Here is a 16,904-nt window from a genome sequence, read left to right on the forward strand (position 1 = left end):
GGCGGAAGCCGGGACTTCAGGCGATTGCGGGACAAGAGCCGCGCGAGATCCCGACCGCCGCCGGGATGACGAACAAAGTGTGCGACGGGCCTTTCATTATGTCTAGACATAATCAACCAAGCAGGCAAGGATGCGCGCATGGACCGACTCTGGACCAATGCACGGATCGCGACGATGGCGGCCCCCGGGATGGGCGTCGTCGAGCATGGCGCCCTGGCGGCGAAGGACGGCCGCATCGCCTGGGTCGGCCCGGCCGGCGAAGCGCCCGCCGCCGCCGAGACGATCGATTGCGCGGGCCGCTGGATCACCCCCGGGCTGATCGATTGCCACACGCACCTGGTCCATGGCGGCGACCGGGCGCATGAGTTCGAGCTGCGTCTGCAAGGCGCGAGCTATGCGGAGATCGCACGGGCCGGCGGCGGGATCGTCTCGACGATGCGCGCCACCCGGGCGGCAAGCGAGGCCGAGCTGGTGGCGAGCGCGCTGCCCCGGCTCGACGCGCTGATCGCCGAAGGGGCAACCACGGTCGAGGTCAAGTCCGGCTATGGCCTGTCGCTCGAGGACGAGCTGAAGATGCTGCGCGCGGCCGGGGCGCTGGGCCGCGAGCGCAAGGTCCGGATCGCGACCACCTTTCTCGGCGCCCATGCCCTGCCCCCCGAATATGCCGATAACCGCGCCGGCTATGTCGATCTCGTCTGCGAGACGATGATCCCGGCCGTGGCCGAGGCCGGGCTGGCGGATGCGGTGGATGCCTTTTGCGAGGATATCGGCTTCACCCCCGAGGAGACCAGACGGGTCCTCGAAGCCGCCCGGGCGCATGGGCTGCGCGTGAAGCTCCATGCCGAGCAGCTTTCCAACCAGCATGGCGCGGCGCTCGCCGCTTCGCATGGCGCGCTGTCCGCGGACCATCTCGAATATCTCGACGATGCCGGGATCGCGGCGATGGCCGCGGCGGGCACGGTCGCCACGCTCCTGCCCGGCGCCTTCTATTTCGTCCGCGAGACCAGATTGCCGCCGGTCCAGGCGCTGCGTGACGCGGGCGTGCCGATCGCGCTTGCCACCGATTGCAACCCGGGCACCTCGCCGCTCACCAGCCCGTTGCTGGTGATGAACATGGCCGCGACGCTGTTCCGCCTTACCGTGGAGGAGTGCCTGGCCGGCGTGACCCGCGAGGCGGCACGGGCGCTGGGCCTCCACCACGAAATCGGCACCATCGAACCCGGCAAGTCCTGCGACCTCGCGATCTGGGACGTCGAGCGGCCGGCCGAGCTTGTCTATCGCATGGGGCTGAATCCGCTCCATGCCCGCATCTGGAAGGGCCAATGACCGAAATCCTGCTGATCCCCGGCGCGGTGCCGCTGGCCGAATGGCGCGCGATCTGGCGCGGCGCGGTACCGAAGCTCGACCCCGCCGCCGCGCCGCGCATCGCCGAGAGCGCGGCCGCAGTGGCGCGCATCCTGGCGCGGGGCGAGCCCGTCTATGGCATCAACACCGGCTTCGGGAAGCTCGCCAGCGTGCGGATCGAGGCCGAGGACCTGGCCACGCTCCAGCGCAACATCGTGCTCAGCCATGCCGCCGGGATCGGCGCGCCCTCGCCCGCCACGGTCGTCCGGCTGATGATGGCGCTCAAGCTCGCCAGCCTCGCCCAGGGCGCTTCGGGCGTGCAGCCGGCGACGGTGGCGCTGCTCGAGGCGATGCTGGCCCGGGGGCTGGCGCCGGTGGTGCCGAGCCAGGGATCCGTGGGCGCGAGCGGCGACCTCGCCCCGCTCTCTCATATGGCGGCGACGATGATCGGCATGGGCTCGATCGAGGTCGATGGCCGCGTGCTGCCAGCCGCGCAGGCGCTGGCCGAGGCCGGCCTCGCGCCCGTCACCCTCGGCCCCAAGGAAGGGCTCGCCCTGCTCAACGGCACTCAATTCTCCGCCGCCAACGCCCTTGCCGGGCTGTTCGAGACCGAGACGCTGTTCCAGGCCGCCCTCGTCACCGGCGCGCTCTCGACCGAGGCGGCCAAAGGCACCGATGCGCCGTTCGACCCGCGCATCCATCAATTGCGCCGCCATCCCGGTCAGATCGCGGTCGGCGAGACGCTGCGCACCCTCATGCAGGGCTCCGCGATCCGCGCCTCGCACCGCGACAATGATCCGCGCGTGCAGGACCCCTATTGCCTGCGCTGCCAGCCCCAGGTGATGGGCGCGGTGCTCGACCTGCTGCGCCAGGCAGGCACGACGCTGGAGACCGAGGCGAACGGCGTCTCCGACAACCCCCTGATCTTCCCGGATACCGACGAGGCGCTGTCCGGCGGCAATTTCCACGCCGAGCCGGTCGCCTTCGCGGCGGACATGATCGCGCTGGCGATCTGCGAGATCGGTTCGATCGCCGAGCGCCGCATCGCGATGCTGGTCGATCCCGCCCTGTCGAACCTGCCCGCCTTCCTCACTCCCCGGCCGGGGCTCAATTCCGGCTTCATGATTCCCCAGGTGACCGCCGCCGCGCTCGTCTCCGAGAACAAGCAGCGCGCCATGCCGGCCAGTGTCGATTCGATCCCGACCTCGGCGAATCAGGAGGACCATGTCTCGATGGCCGCGCACGGCGCCCGCCGCCTGCTCGACATGGCGGCGAACTGCGCCGGCGTGATCGGCATCGAGCTGCTCGCCGCTGCCCAAGGCTGCGATTTCCATGCCGGGCTCACTTCGTCGGAGGCGCTGGAGCGCGTTCGCGCCCGGTTGCGCCGCGAGGTGCCAACGCTCGACCATGACCGGCATTTCCACCCCGATATCGAGGCCGCCACCGCCCTGGTCCGCGCCGGTGCGGTAGCCGAGGCAGCGGCGATCACGCTGCCGGGGGTCGCATGAGCTGGCTGGAGGTCCATCGCGGCGAGGCGCCGCTGATCGTCGCCTTTCCACATACCGGAACGGACATTCCGGCGGAGATCGCGTTCACTTCGCCTTGGCTCGCCCGCAAGGATGCCGACTGGTGGATCGATCGGCTCTACGACTTCGCCGCCGGCCTCGGCGCGACCATGATCCGCACCACGATCTCGCGCAGCGTGATCGACGCGAATCGCGATCCGTCGGGCGCCTCGCTCTATCCCGGCCAAGCGACGACCGAGCTTTGCCCGACCACGACCTTCGACGGCGAGCCCCTCCAGCGCCCGGATGCCGATGAGATCGCCCGGCGCCGCGCCATCTGGTTCGATCCCTATCACGCCGCGATCGAGGCGGAGATCGCCCGGTTGCGGGCGATCCACCCCAAAGTCGTGCTCTACGACGCCCATTCGATCCGCAGCCATGTCCCCCGTCTGTTCGATGGCGAACTGCCCCAGTTCAACATCGGCACCAATGGCGGCACCACCTGCGCGCCCGCGCTCACCCGAGCAGTCGAGGCCGCCTGCGCCGCCACGCCGTGGAGCCGGGTGATCGACGGCCGCTTTCGCGGGGGCTGGACCACGCGCCACTATGGCCGGCCCGAACAAGGCGTCCATGCCATCCAGATGGAGCTGGCCTGCCGAGGCTATATCGAAGAGCCCGCGACGTTCGACGAGGGCCATTGGCCCACCCCCTATGACGAGGCCCGTGCCGCGCCGATGCGCGACGCGCTCGCCCAGATCCTCACCGCCTGCCTCAATTTCGCCGGAGCCCCGGAATGACTCGCCTAGATAACAGCCGCATCATCAAGCCCGCCACCGGTACCGAACTCAGCGCAAAAAGCTGGCTCACCGAGGCGGCGTTGCGCATGCTGATGAACAACCTGCACCCCGATGTCGCCGAGCGGCCCGAGGAGCTGGTCGTCTATGGCGGCATCGGCCGCGCGGCGCGCGACTGGGAGAGCTATGACAGGATCGTCGCCGCGCTGCGCGATCTCGAAGCCGACGAGACGCTGCTGATCCAGTCGGGCAAGCCCGTCGGCGTGTTCCGCACGCACGAGAACGCACCGCGCGTCCTCCTCGCCAATTCGAACCTCGTGCCGCACTGGGCGACCTGGGAGCATTTCAACGCGCTCGATCGCAAGGGCCTGGCGATGTACGGCCAGATGACCGCCGGCTCCTGGATCTATATCGGCACCCAGGGCATCGTGCAGGGCACCTACGAGACCTTCGCCGAGATGGGCCGCCAGCATTATGGCGGCGACCTTAAGGGCCGCTGGCTGCTCACCGCCGGCCTGGGTGGCATGGGCGGGGCGCAGCCGCTGGCGGCGGTGATGGCGGGCGCCTCGTGCCTCGCCATCGAATGCCAGCCGAGCCGGATCGAGATGCGCCTGCGCACCGGCTATCTCGACCGCGCCGCCGAGACGATCGACGAAGCGCTCGCGATCATCCGCGCCGCCGACAAGCCGGTCTCGGTCGGCCTGCTCGGCAATGCGGCCGAGCTGCTGCCCGAGATGTTCGCGCGCGGCATCCGCCCCGACCTGCTGACCGACCAGACCTCGGCGCATGACCCGGTCAACGGATATCTGCCCGTGGGATGGTCCGTCGCCGAATGGATCGAGCGGCGCGAGCGCGACCCGGAAGCGACGGCCAGGGCGGCAAAGGCGTCGATGGCGCAACATGTCCGCGCGATGCTCGATTTCCACGCGGTGGGCGTGCCGACGGTCGATTACGGCAACAATATCCGCCAGGTCGCGCTCGACGAGGGCGTGGCCGACGCCTTTGCCTTTCCCGGCTTCGTCCCCGCCTATATCCGCCCGCTCTTCTGCCGGGGGATCGGGCCGTTCCGCTGGGCCGCGCTGTCCGGCGATCCGGAGGACATCGCCCGCACCGACGCCAAGGTGAAGGAGCTGCTGCCCGACGACGCGCATCTCCACAACTGGCTCGACATGGCGGCCGAGCGCATCCACTTCCAGGGGCTGCCCGCGCGGATCTGCTGGGTGGGCCTGGGCGACCGCCACCGGCTCGGCCTCGCCTTCAACGCGATGGTGGCGTCGGGCGAGCTCAAGGCGCCGATCGTGATCGGGCGCGACCATCTCGACAGCGGATCGGTCGCCAGCCCCAATCGCGAGACCGAGGCGATGCGCGACGGATCGGACGCCGTCTCGGACTGGCCACTGCTCAACGCGCTGCTCAACACCGCGAGCGGCGCGACCTGGGTATCGCTGCATCATGGCGGCGGCGTCGGCATGGGCTATTCGCAGCATGCCGGCATGGTGATCGTCGCCGACGGCACGCCGGAAGCGGCGAAGCGGCTCGAGCGCGTGCTGTGGAACGATCCCGCCACCGGCGTGATGCGGCACGCCGATGCGGGCTATGACATCGCGATCGATTGCGCGCGGGAAAAGGGGCTGGACCTGCCGGGGATATTGTAAGCGCGGCGCCCCTATCTCCCCCCCTTCCGGGGAGGGGCGTTTCGGCTCAGATCTCCACGAACCTGCCCGCCTCGCGGTCCTTCACGACCCTGCCGGCCTCGAACACGGTGCCGTTCATGGTGATGTAGACGCCCGGCTTCGCGACCTGGACGGTGGCGAAGGCCATGCCGAGGTTGAAGGTGGCATCGCTCTCGGCGAAGCGCGCCGGGGCGAGCGCGCCGACCAGCACGATCGTCTTGCCCGCGATGCCGGTCAGCGCCTTGGCGGTCTCGGTCATCGTGTCGGTGCCGTGCGTTATCACGATGCGCTCCGCATCCGAGGCGGCGGCGCGCGATGCGATCAGGGCGCGATCGGCGTCGTCCATCTCCAGGCTGTCCTTGCGCATCACCTCCTCGACCTCGAAGGGATGCAGCACGCGGCCCAGCTCGAGCAGCCGCGTCACCATCGTGCCCACGATCGTGTATTTGCTCGAGGCGTCGAAATATTGCTTGTCGATCGTGCCGCCGGTGGTGAGCACGAGGATGGGCTGGGTGCTGGTCATGCGCGGCCCTTACGCCTCTTCCTTCCCGACGTCATCCCGCGAAGGCGGGGATGACGGGAGCGTGGGACAAAATGCCCAGCCCGCCTGCGCAATTACGCAGGTGACACGCCGCACCGAAGCGCGTAGCCCGGTCGATCATGGGGGCATGGCGCGTTTTCCTGAAGGAGCATCGCTGGCTGGCATTGTGGCTGATCGCCGCGGCGCTGGCGGTGAAGGCGCTCGTTCCCCAGGGATATATGCTCGCTGACACCGGCGGGAAGACGCTCACCGTGGCGATCTGCGACGGCAACGGCCCCGCGACGATGACCATCGACGTGCCGATGGCACCCGATCACGCCAAGGCGCCGGACGGCACCAAGCAGGATGGCGGCTGCGCCTATTCCTCGCTCGGCCATGCCATGACGGGCGGCGCCGATCCGGTGCTGCTGCTCGCCGCGATCGCCTTCCTGCTCGCGCTGGGCTTCGCGCCCGCCGCGCAGCCCATGATCCGGCGCCGGGCCTTCGCCCAGCCGCCTGCCCAGGGGCCCCCTTCCCGCGCCTGAACCCGTCGACTTTCCTCGTTCAGGTGATTTCCCATGGCTTCCCATCGTCGCGCGCGCCTTTGCGCGCTGCCGCTCCTGTGCATCGCCGCTCCCGCCCTGGCGCAGGAAGCGGAGAATGATTCCTCCATCCTAGTCGTCGGCCAGAAGGGCGCGCCGATCACCATCGACCCGCGCGGACTCTCCGTAAGTCTGGGCGACGCGCAATTCGCCGGCGTCAACGCCCAGAATGTCGAGGATCTGATGAAATATGCGCCCGATTTCTTCGTGCGCAAACGCTATGCTGGCGATTCCAACGGCGTGCCGGGCTTTCGCGGCACCCATTCGACCCAGAGCGCCCGTACGCTGGTGATGGTCGACGGTTTCGTGGTGTCGAACTTCCTCGGCAACTCGTTCGGCTTCGCGCCGAAATGGGGCGTGGTCGGCCCGGGCGAGGTCGAGCAGTTCGACATCGTCTACGGCCCCTATTCGGCGCGCTATCCGGGCAATTCCATGGGCGGGATCGTCAACATCACCACGCGCTCGCCAGAGAAGACCGAGGCCTTCGCCACGGTGCAGGGCCTGGCCGAGCCCTATGACCAGTACGGCACCCATGCGACCTATCGCGGCTGGTCGGGCGAGGCGGGCCTGGGCTGGCGGCAGCAGGACGGGCCCTGGTCGGCGCGGGTCTCCGGGCGGCATTTCCGCAACGACGGCCAGCCGATGAGCTGGTACGGGCTCGTACCGGCAACAGGCGCGCCGGGCACGGCGGTGACCGGCGCGGTGATCGATCCGGGCCAGGCCATCCCCAACGCGCCGGGCAGCGCGGGCAATCCCATCTTCGCCGCGCAGAGCCCGGCGGCGACGACGCAGGACCAGGCCAAGCTGCGGATCGGCTATGACGGCGCCTCGGGCGTCACCGGCGAGATGCTGTTCGCCTATTGGCGCAATCTCGATGCCCAATATGCGCCCGACTGCTATCTGCGCGACGCGGCGGGCAACAAGGTCTGCGAAGGGCGCGTGACGACGCTCGGGCGGACCTGGACGGCAGCGGGCGCGCGCTGGTCGCGGACGGTGCGGGACGAGTTCCTGGCGGGCGGCAGGATCGCGGCGCCGATCGGGGCCGGGGTGACGGCGAAGCTCAACCTCTCCACCTATCAGATCGCGCGATCGGACGGGTTCACTTCGGCGAGCTGGGCGGCGGGCGCCGCCGACGGCGCCGGCCTGCTCGCGCGGCAAGGGCCCACCGGCTGGTACACGGCCGAGCTGTCGCTGGACGGCAGGGCCGGCGCGCTCGACCTTGCCGCCGGGGCGAGCGCCAATCTCTACCGGACCGACCTGACCAACTACACCCTGCCACGCTGGCGCACCGACGGCGGCCGCGTTTTCTCGACCCGCACCTTCGGCAGGACGCGGCTGCTCGCCGGCTGGGCCGAGGCGCGGCTGCATGCCGATGCACTGGTGTTCACGCTGGGCGCGCGCCTGGAAAGCTGGCGGGCGTTCGACGGCGGGCTCGGGCGGATCGGCGCTTCCGGTCAGCCCGTGACCAATCGTTATGCAGCGCGCAGCGACACGGCGTTCGATCCCAAAGCCTCGGTCGAATGGCATGGCGGGGCGACCAGCGTGCAGCTCAGCCTCGCCGAGGCAACCCGCTTCCCGACGGTGGGCGAGCTGTTCCAGGGCAGCCTGAACGGCGACGGGAGCTTCAACCGCGACAGCTTCGATCCGAACCTGAAGCCCGAGCGCTCGCGCGATGCCAATCTGGTGGTGGCGCATGATTTCGGGCGGCTGAAGCTCACCGGATCGGCCTTCTGGCAGCGGGTGGAGGACACGATCTTCGCGTTCGCGGGATTCAACCAGAACGGCGTGACCACCTCCAGCTTCAAGAATATCGACCTGACCCGGCAATATGGCCTGGAGCTGATCGCCGAGGCGCGCGATGTCGGCCTGCCCGGGCTCGACATCGACGCCAATGCCGCCTGGATCGATTCACGGACGGTGCGGAACGCCAGCGCGCCGGCGGCGGAGGGCGTGCAGTTCCCCCGCATCCCGCGCTGGCGGCTCAACGCGAATGTCCGGTACCAGGTGACGCTGCGGCTGCTCGCCTCGCTCGGCCTGCGCTATGCGACGCGGCCCAATACCGACCTGTTCGGGCTGCAGCGCGGCGACACCTTCGGCTATACCTCGGAGCTGTTCGCGCTCGATGCGAGAGTGAATTGGAAGATGACCGACAGGTTCCGGCTGAGCGCGGGCGTGGACAACATCACCAATGATCGCGCCTGGGTCTATCATCCCTATCCGCAGCGCAGCTTCCTGGTCGAAGCCGGGTGGACGCTGTGAGCGCGCCCGCCCCTGCCCGGCACGAGCGCTGGTTCCGCGCGGTGTGGCGCTGGCATTTCTACGCCGGCATCTTCTGCGTGCCCTTCATCCTGTGGCTCTCGGTGACGGGCGGCATCTATCTGTTCAAGCCGCAGATCGAGGGCTGGCTCTATGCGCCCTATACGCATGTCGCGCAGCCGGGCGTGCCGATGCTGGCGCCCGAAAGGATCGTCGCGGCGGGAACGCGCGCGGTGCCGGGATCGGTGCTCCACAAATTTGTGCTGCCCGAAGCGCCGGACGACGCGGTGCAGCTGCTCGTCGGCACCGGCGCCGAGGAAACACGGGTCTGGGTGCATCCGCAGACCGGGCAAGTGCTGAAGGCAGTGCCCGAAGAGGCGCGGTTCATGCGCGTGATCTTCCGCCTGCACGGCGAGCTGCTGGCGGGCGACCGGGGTTCGGCGCTGGTCGAGATCGCCGCCTGCTGGACGATCGTGATGATCCTCACCGGCCTGTTCCTGTGGTGGCCGCGCGGGCGCAAGGGCAAGGGGCCGGGCGGAATCCTGTGGCCCCGGCTCGGCGCCGGCAAGCGCGTCTTCTGGCGCGACATGCACGCGGTGACCGGGCTGTGGGTGTCGATCGGCGCCGTGTTCCTGATCGCATCGGGCCTGCCCTGGGCGAAGAACTGGGGCGACTATCTCAAGCAGGTGCGCGTGGCGACGGGCACCGCGGCAGGGCGGCAGGACTGGTCGGCGGGCTCGGCCGCCGATGCGGCGGCGCGCGCCGATCTGGACAAGGGCGCGCGCGCGATGCTCGACGAGCATGCCGGGCATCACGGGATGACGATGGCGCATGTCGCGCCTGCGGGCCCCGCGCTCGACCGAGTGGTGGCCAAGGCGATGACGCTCGGGCTCGCCGCGCCGGCCGAAGTGAGCCCGCCGACGCGCCCGGGCGCGCGCTGGCTCGCCCGATCCCAGGCCGAGGACCGGACCCGCCGCGTCTCGGTCGAGATCGGTGAGGACGGTGCGGTGATCGGATCACAGGGCTTTGGCGACCGGCACTGGATCGACCGGGCGGTGGGCTTCGGCGTCGCGGTGCACGAGGGAGCGTGGCTGGGGCTGCTCAACCAGCTGGCCAATCTGACGATATTGATGGGGCTGGTGACGCTGGCGGTGTCGAGCCTGGTGCTGTGGTGGCGCCGGCGGTCGCCGGGCCGGCTGGGCGCGCCGGCGGCGAAGGATCCGCTGCGGCACAGCTGGGCGCTCGTCGGCCTGACCGTGATGCTCGGACTGCTGATGCCGCTGTTCGGGATCACGCTGGCGATCGCGGCGGCTTTCGAACTGGGGGCGCGGCGCATGGCGCCGGGGCTGGCGCGTTGGCTGGGGCTGCGCGCGCCTGTCGAAAATGTAACCTGACGGCCACCGCCCCGATACCGGCGGGAGTGCATTTCCCGTCTCACGGTCACCGAGAACGACCAGAGAGGAGTAAGGAAATGCCCCATCGCCGCACCACGATCGCGCTTCTGGCCATCGCCACGCTCGTGAGCGGATCGGCGGCCTGGTCGACCGCGGATGCCCGCCTCGTCGCGCACGCACCGGTGGCGGCCGCGCACGGGCGCTGACCACGACAGTTTCGGCATCGCTCACTCTCCCTGTCCGGGGCGATGCCAGCGGGTGCGGGTTTCCTCTTTTGCCTGCACCCGCAACACCTGAACGGCCGGCGCGCATCCCCTCCCGCGCCGGCCGTTTTGTTTTGGCCAATGGCGCACATGACAGTAAGTTAATCTGCAAGGCAGGTCCGGGAAGGGCGGGCAAGGCTATCCCGAACGGGCAGGCCATCTCCGCGTTCATGGCCGGCAAACCGCGGCGCCCGGCCCTCCTGCACTCCTCGGGCCGGGCGTCGCACCCAGACATTGCAACCAGGGCACACAGACGATGGAACGTCCGATCTTCTTCGATGCGAGCGGCAAGCGGAACCGCTGGACGATGCGGGCCTTCTTCGCACTGCTGCTGGCGATCGTCCTCGCCGCCGGTGCCTTCGCGATGACCGTGGTGCGGGTGCCCACGCCGGGGCCGCTGGCCATGGCGCTCGAACATCCCCAGCCGCGCTCACTGAAGCAGCAGGCCAACCGGCTGCGCCACAGCTTCGCTTCCTGGCTGCCGCAGGGACCGGCCAAGGCCTCCGCCGCGCCGCTCGCGGTGGGCTTCTACGTGCCCTGGGACGATGCCAGCGGCGCCTCGCTGCGCCGCCATATCAACGAGCTGGATTGGGTGGTTCCCTCGCTCTACACCGTCACCGGGCCGCAGCACCGCATCGCGACGGCGCCGGACACCGAGTTCGACCCGATCCTCGCCTCGGCCACGCGCCGGCCCAAGGTGCTGCCGATGGTGCAGAACGCCACCGGCGACAATTGGGACAGCGCCGGCGCCGCCGCGCTGCTGCGCGATCCCAAGACGCGCGCCGCCTTTCTCGACGACCTGCAGCGCACCCTGGCGGCGCGCAAGGCGGACGGCGTGGTGTTCGACTTCGAGGAGCTGCCCACCGCCTCGCAGCGCGACTATCTGGCGCTGCTGCGCGAGGCGCGCGCCCGCTTCGCCGCGGCGAAGCTGAGCATCGCGGTCACCGTGCCCGCGCAGGACGACGACTGGAACATGAAGGCCTATGCCGCCGCGGCCGACCATGTGATCCTGATGAACTATGACGAGCATGCCCCGGCCACCGCCGCGGGCCCGATCGCCAGCCAGGCCTGGTTCGTCCGCCAGATGAACGCCGCGCTGACCCAGGTGCCCGCCGAAAAGCTGATCGTCGGCATCGCCAACTATGGCTATAACTGGACGGCACCAGGCAAGGCCGACCCGATCTCGATCGAAGAGGCCTGGCTGATCGCCCATGACAGCGAGGCCACCGTCACCTTCGACAAGGCGAGCGGCAACCAGAGCTTCGCCTATGAGGAGAACGGCACCGAGCACACCGTGTGGATGGCCGATGCCACCACGGCCTGGAACCAGCTGCGCGCCGCCAATATCAAGGGCGTGGGCGGCGTGGCGCTGTGGCGCCTCGGCTCCGAAGATTCCAATTTCTGGGCGGCGCTGGGCGCGGCCCATTCGGGCAAGATCCCCGACCTGCGCCGGATCGAGGCCGTCGGCGATGTCGACGTGGAGGGGTCGGGCGAAATCCTGCGCATCACCAGCACGCCGAGCGTCGGCGCGCGCACGATCGTCCAGAATCCGCAAGGGCTGATCGTCGACGAGATCTTCCATTCGCTGCCGACCCCGTATGTCGTCACTCGCACCGGCTATATGCCCGGCAAGGTCGCGCTGACCTTTGACGACGGCCCCGATGCCGACTGGACGCCGAAGATCCTCGACGTGCTCAAGCAGAAGCAGGTGACCGGCACCTTCTTCATGATCGGCGAGAACGCGATGGCGGAACCGTTCCTCGTCCGCCGGGTGGTCGACGAAGGGCATGAGATCGGCAGCCATACCTTCACCCACCCCAACCTCGCGCTGGCCTCGACGCGCGGCACGCGGATCGAGCTCAACGCCACCCAGCGGCTGATCGAGGCCTATACCGGCCGCTCGGTCCGCCTGTTCCGCGCGCCCTATTTCGGCGACGCCGAGCCGACCACCGCCGACGAGCTGATCCCCGCGCTCACGGCGCAGCGCGCCGGCTATACCAATGTCGGCCTGCACGTGGATCCGAACGACTGGCAGCGCCCGGGCGTCGACGCGATCGTGGATACCACGCTGCGCGAAGTGGAAGCGGGCAATGCCGAGCAGTCGGGCCAGATCATCCTGCTCCACGACGGCGGCGGCGACCGTTCGCAGACGCTGGCGGCGCTGCCGCGGATCATCGACGGGCTGCGGGCCAAGGGCTATCAGTTCGTCCCCGTCTCGCAGCTCGCCGGCCTTACCCGCGACCAGGTGATGCCCGAGGTGCAGGAGGGCGATCTGGCCGCGGTGCGGATGGACGTGGGCATCTTCCTCGTCGCGGCGACGCTGGGCTTCATGCTGAAATGGTCGTTCTTCCTGGCGATCGCGCTCGGCATCGCCCGCGCCCTCGTCCTTGCCGGGCTGGCGGTGAACGGCAACCGGCGGAAGAACCGGCCGCTGGCGCCGGAGATCGTGCCCGATCGCTTCGTCTCGGTGCTGATCCCAGCCTTCAATGAGGCAAAGGTGATCGAGGCCTCGATCCGGCGCGTCCTCGCCAGCGAGCAGGTGAGCGTCGAAGTGATCGTGCTCGACGACGGATCGCAGGACGGCACCAGCGACGTGGTCCGCGCCGCCTTTGCCGGCGAGCCGCGGGTCAAGCTGCTGACGCTGGAGAATGGCGGCAAGGCGCGCGCGCTCAACCGCGGGCTGGCACTGGCCAGGGGCGACATCGTCATCGCGCTCGATGCCGACACCCAGTTCGAACCGCTGACCATCGCGCGCCTCGCCCGCTGGTTCGAGGATCCCGAGGTCGGCGCCATCGCCGGCAACGCCAAGGTGGGCAATCGCATCAACCTCGTCACCCGCTGGCAGGCGGTGGAATATGTCACCTCGCAGAATCTCGAGCGGCGGGCGCTGGCCAGCCTCGACGCGATCATGGTGGTGCCGGGCGCGGTCGGCGCGTGGCGCAAGGCGGCGCTCGACGATGTGGGCGGCTATCCGGTCGACACCCTGGCCGAGGACCAGGACCTGACCATCGCGATCCAGCGCAAGGGCTGGCGCGTGGGCTATGACATCGACGCCGTCGCCTGGACCGAGGCCCCGGAGAGCTTCCGCGCGCTCGCCAGGCAGCGCTTCCGCTGGGCGTTCGGCACGCTCCAGTGCCTGTGGAAGCATCGCGCGATCCTGCGCACCCGCAAGCCGGCGGGCCTGGCCCTGGTCGGCATTCCCCAGGCCTGGGTGTTCCAGATCGCCTTCGCGCTGATCTCTCCGCTGATCGACCTGGCGCTGATCGCCTCGATCATCGGCACCGCGGTCCGGGTCTGGCAGCATGGCTGGGCCCAGACCGAGAGCGATGTGCTGCGCATGGGCATCTACTGGATTTCGTTCATGGCGATCGACTTCCTGTGCGGCTGGGTCGCCTATCGCATGGAGAAGCGCGAGAAACGCTATCCGGGGCTGCTGCTGCTCGCGCAGCGCTTCGTCTATCGCCAGCTGATGTACTGGGTGGTGATCCGCGCCGTCGCCAATGCGCTGCGCGGCCCCTGGGTCGGCTGGGGCAAGCTGGAGCGCAGCGGCCGGGTGGAGGCGCAGGCGACGCCGGAGGCGCAACCCGCGCAGGAGACGCGGGCCGCGGGGGAGACGCAGGCAACCGCCGCATGAGGAAACTGCCCGAGGAAAGACCCAGCCAATATGTGCTGGACGAGCGCGCATGCCGGATGATCTGCCCGATCGCGGCGGCCATGGTGGGCGTGTGCCTGACGGCGATCGGCATCCTGCGGGTGGTGATCGCCGTCAGGCGCGCCAACACGCTCGCCGACGACCTGCTGGCGCTGGACGCGGTGCTGTTCCTGATCGCGACGCTCACTTCCTATTTCGCGCTGCGGACGGTGACGACGAAGCGGATGCACGATCTCGAGCGCGTCGCTGACGTGACCTTTATCGCGGCGATGCTGCTGATGACCGTGGCCGCGCTGGTGATGACCTATGCGCTGGCGGTGTAGGCTGGAGGTCCATATTCCTTCGACGGAATGAGAGCCGAAGGGGCAAGCAGCGTCAGAAGCGGATCGTCGCGCGAAGCCCGGGCGCATTGTCCTCCAGCGCGAGGCTACCCTGGTGGAGCCGGGCCACTGCCTCGACCAGCGACAGCCCCAGGCCCGAACCGGTGACGTGGCGGGCCGGATCCAGGCGGCCGAAACGGCTCAGCGCCTCGGCGCGGCGTTCGGCGGGGATGCCGGGACCATCATCGGCCACCCAGAGCGCGATGCCGCCCGCCTCGTGCGCCGCGCCGACGACGATGCGATGGCCACCCTCGGCATATTTGGTGGCATTCTCGATCAGATTGCCAAGCGCCTGACCCATCAGTTCGCGATGGAGCGGCGCGTGCATGCCGGGCTCGGCCTCGACCGCGATCTCGAAGCCGCGGTCCTCGGCGAGCGGGCCATAGACTTCGGCAAGATCCTCCAGCAGCGCGGCGACATCGGTATCGACGAAGCGGTCGCGCCCGATCCCCGCCTCGGCCCGGCTGATCAGCAACGCCGTGGAGAGCATGCCGAGCAGCGTCTCCGCCTCGCCCGAAACGCGCTCCAGCGCTGCGAGCGCAGTCTCGTCCTCCGTCTCGATGATCGCCCGCTCGAGCGTCACCTTGATCCGGGTGACCGGCGATTTGAGATCGTGCGCCAGCCCATCGGTCATCATGCGCAGCTGCGAGACCAGCGCCTCGATGCGATCGAGCATCCCGTTGACCGCTTCACCGAGCGCATCGAACGCGTCGCCGCTGCCGTCGATCGGAACACGGCGGCCCAGCCTGCCCTCACCCACGTCGCGCGCGGTGGTAACCACCGCCTGGATCTGATTGGAGAGGACGCGGCCGATCAGCAGGGCGCTGAGCAGCGCGAAGACCACGCCGATCACCAGCGCGGCGGTGATCGCTTCCTCGTTCACGCGCGCCAGGCGCGCGCTCGAGGTGATCACATGGCCGGCGAGGAGCCGCTCGCCATTGGGAAGCGTGGTGGAGGAGACGCCCATCAGCTCGGCCCGGTCGCTGCCGGTGCGATAGAGCTCGATCGCGCGCCAATCGGTCTCGGCCGGGATCACCGTGGGCCAGTCGCCGAGATTGCCGCGGATCGGGTCTTCCTTCGCGGTGGCGAGCAGGATCACCAGTGGGCTGGCATGCGCCTGGGCAAGCCGCGCGTCGATGATCCGCACGAGCGCCGCATCGCCGCCGGCATGCCAGGCCGAGACGAGATCGTCGCGCAGATCGGTTACCAGCGCCTTCTGCTCGGCCGCGAGCGCGCTTTCGCTCGATTGCTGGACGAAGAGCAGGATGCCGCCGGTGACGGTGAGCTGCACCAGGAAGGCAATGATCACGAAGCGCGCGATGACCGAGCGCGCGAGTTGCCCCCAGCGCAGCGTCACGTCACGCCGCCGGACCGAGACGATAGCCGGCGCCGCGGATCGTGTGGAGGATCGGCTCGCCGCCGTCGTCCAGCTTCTTCCGGAGCCGGCTGATATGGACGTCGATCACATTGGTGCCGGGATCGAAATGATAATCCCACACCCCTTCCAGCAGCATGGTGCGGGTGATCACCTGGTCCGGATGGCGCAGGAAATATTCGAGCAGGCGGAACTCGCGCGGCTGAAGGTCGATCACCTTGCTGCCGCGCTTCACGCGGCGCGAGAGCAGGTCCATCTCCAGATCGCCGGAACCGAGCTTGGTCACCGCGGTCTCCGCCGCGCCGCGCTTGCGCAGCAACAGGCGGATGCGGGCGAGCAGCTCGGCAAAGGCGAAGGGCTTCACGAGATAGTCGTCGGCGCCAGAGGTGAGGCCACCGACCCGGTCGTCCGGAGTACCGAGCGCCGAGAGGATGATCACCGGCGTCTCGATCTTCGCGGCGCGCAGGGCGCCAAGCACGGCCATGCCGTCCATCCCGGGCAGCATGCGGTCGAGCACGATCGCGTCGTAGCTGCCGTCGCTGGCGAGGAACAGGCCGTCGCGCCCATTGTCGGCACGGTCGACCGTGAACCCCTCTTCGCTCATTCCCTTGACGATATAGGCAGCGGTGGGCTCGTCATCCTCCACCAGCAGCAGCTTGTGCCCCATTCTCTCCACTCGCGCTTCGCAAGAGCTTGAGATGGCGTAGCTGCTTTTGGTGCACCAAGTCGAGATATACCTGCGGGTGGCGATCGTTGCGGAGATAGCGCCGGGCCTGATCGAGCGTGTCCACCCCGCGCCCGTCGATGGCGACGATCGCGTCGCCCACCTCCATCCCGTCCCTGGCCGCCTCGCTTCCCGAACGCAGGCTGGTCACCACCAGCCCGCGCGCGGTGCTGCCCGGCGTCTCGGCGGTGAAGCCCGGGAACAGGCTGGCGCCGCTCTGCGCGGCGAAGACGCGGTTGATACCCGATCGCCAGGCCCAGCCCAGGATCACCATGGCGCTGAGCGCGAAGGAAAGGACGAGGATCAGCACGAACCCATCGGTTCCGCGCATCGTGCGACCGGCGGGAGCGGTGCTATCCTGGATGTCGCGGCTGGTCATTGCGAGCATGGAAATGCCCGTGGCGCCCAGCCAAGTCACGTTA

General features: G+C 69.2%; 14 protein-coding genes. 10 read left to right on the forward strand and 4 right to left on the reverse strand.

The genetic code is table 11. The features are described from left to right. Window positions 1–138 precede the first annotated feature (138 nt). The 4 genes from hutI to hutU are packed head-to-tail and all read left to right on the forward strand — an operon-like array spanning window position 139 to window position 5,298. A complete protein-coding gene (gene hutI / locus OMP43_RS06100) occupies window positions 139–1,326 on the forward strand; it encodes an imidazolonepropionase (RefSeq protein WP_280278838.1) in 1,188 nt (395 codons plus the stop codon). Then, window positions 1,323–2,852, forward strand: coding sequence for a histidine ammonia-lyase (gene hutH, locus OMP43_RS06105; RefSeq protein WP_280278839.1), 1,530 nt, complete (start codon window positions 1,323–1,325; stop codon window positions 2,850–2,852). Before hutI ends, hutH begins: the two co-directional genes overlap by 4 nt. After that, complete coding sequence (gene hutG / locus OMP43_RS06110; RefSeq protein WP_280278840.1) at window positions 2,849–3,646, forward strand: N-formylglutamate deformylase; 798 nt, start codon at window positions 2,849–2,851, stop codon at window positions 3,644–3,646. Before hutH ends, hutG begins: the two co-directional genes overlap by 4 nt. Then, the gene (hutU, locus tag OMP43_RS06115; protein WP_280278841.1) at window positions 3,643–5,298 is read left to right on the forward strand and encodes a urocanate hydratase; all 1,656 of its coding nucleotides are present in this window, start codon (window positions 3,643–3,645) and stop codon (window positions 5,296–5,298) included. Before hutG ends, hutU begins: the two co-directional genes overlap by 4 nt. Before the next feature lie 46 nt (window positions 5,299–5,344). On the opposite strand, the gene OMP43_RS06120 is transcribed toward hutU, so the two are convergent. Continuing rightward, the gene (locus OMP43_RS06120) at window positions 5,345–5,839 is read right to left on the reverse strand and encodes an asparaginase domain-containing protein (protein WP_280278842.1); all 495 of its coding nucleotides are present in this window, start codon (window positions 5,837–5,839) and stop codon (window positions 5,345–5,347) included. Between the two features lie 137 nt (window positions 5,840–5,976). On the opposite strand from OMP43_RS06120, the gene OMP43_RS06125 reads away from it, so the two are divergent. From OMP43_RS06125 to OMP43_RS06150, 6 genes are all read left to right on the forward strand, one after another. After that, window positions 5,977–6,381 carry a DUF2946 family protein gene (locus tag OMP43_RS06125; RefSeq protein WP_280278843.1) on the forward strand — a complete coding sequence of 135 codons (405 nt, stop codon included), beginning with the start codon at window positions 5,977–5,979 and terminating at the stop codon, window positions 6,379–6,381. 33 nt (window positions 6,382–6,414) lie between these two features. Beyond that, entirely contained in the window at window positions 6,415–8,697 is a 2,283-nt protein-coding gene (locus OMP43_RS06130) for a TonB-dependent receptor (protein ID WP_280278844.1), read from the forward strand. Next, window positions 8,694–10,088, forward strand: coding sequence for a PepSY domain-containing protein (locus tag OMP43_RS06135; protein ID WP_280278845.1), 1,395 nt, complete (start codon window positions 8,694–8,696; stop codon window positions 10,086–10,088). The genes OMP43_RS06130 and OMP43_RS06135 overlap by 4 nt, the downstream gene beginning before the upstream one ends. 77 nt (window positions 10,089–10,165) lie before the next feature. Further along, window positions 10,166–10,294, forward strand: a complete 129-nt coding sequence (locus tag OMP43_RS06140; RefSeq protein WP_280278846.1) for a hypothetical protein — start codon at window positions 10,166–10,168, stop codon at window positions 10,292–10,294. Between the two features lie 313 nt (window positions 10,295–10,607). Next, window positions 10,608–13,985: a glycosyltransferase gene (locus OMP43_RS06145; RefSeq protein ID WP_280278847.1), complete on the forward strand. Its 3,378-nt coding sequence runs from the start codon at window positions 10,608–10,610 to the stop codon at window positions 13,983–13,985. After that, entirely contained in the window at window positions 13,982–14,326 is a 345-nt protein-coding gene (locus tag OMP43_RS06150; protein WP_280278848.1) for a hypothetical protein, read from the forward strand. The genes OMP43_RS06145 and OMP43_RS06150 overlap by 4 nt, the downstream gene beginning before the upstream one ends. Before the next feature lie 52 nt (window positions 14,327–14,378). Here the strand turns inward: OMP43_RS06150 and OMP43_RS06155 are convergent, their stop codons facing one another. The 3 genes from OMP43_RS06155 to OMP43_RS06165 are packed head-to-tail and all read right to left on the reverse strand — an operon-like array spanning window position 14,379 to window position 16,870. Beyond that, entirely contained in the window at window positions 14,379–15,740 is a 1,362-nt protein-coding gene (locus OMP43_RS06155) for a HAMP domain-containing sensor histidine kinase (RefSeq protein WP_280278849.1), read from the reverse strand. Between the two features lies 1 nt (window position 15,741). Then, a complete protein-coding gene (locus OMP43_RS06160) occupies window positions 15,742–16,425 on the reverse strand; it encodes a response regulator transcription factor (RefSeq protein WP_280278850.1) in 684 nt (227 codons plus the stop codon). Then, the gene (locus tag OMP43_RS06165) at window positions 16,394–16,870 is read right to left on the reverse strand and encodes a PDZ domain-containing protein (protein ID WP_280278851.1); all 477 of its coding nucleotides are present in this window, start codon (window positions 16,868–16,870) and stop codon (window positions 16,394–16,396) included. The genes OMP43_RS06160 and OMP43_RS06165 overlap by 32 nt, the downstream gene beginning before the upstream one ends. Between the last annotated feature and the right edge of the window lie 34 nt (window positions 16,871–16,904).

Origin of the sequence: Sphingomonas sp. CBMAI 2297, assembly GCF_029870595.1 — a bacterium.
Classification (GTDB): domain Bacteria; phylum Pseudomonadota; class Alphaproteobacteria; order Sphingomonadales; family Sphingomonadaceae; genus Sphingomonas.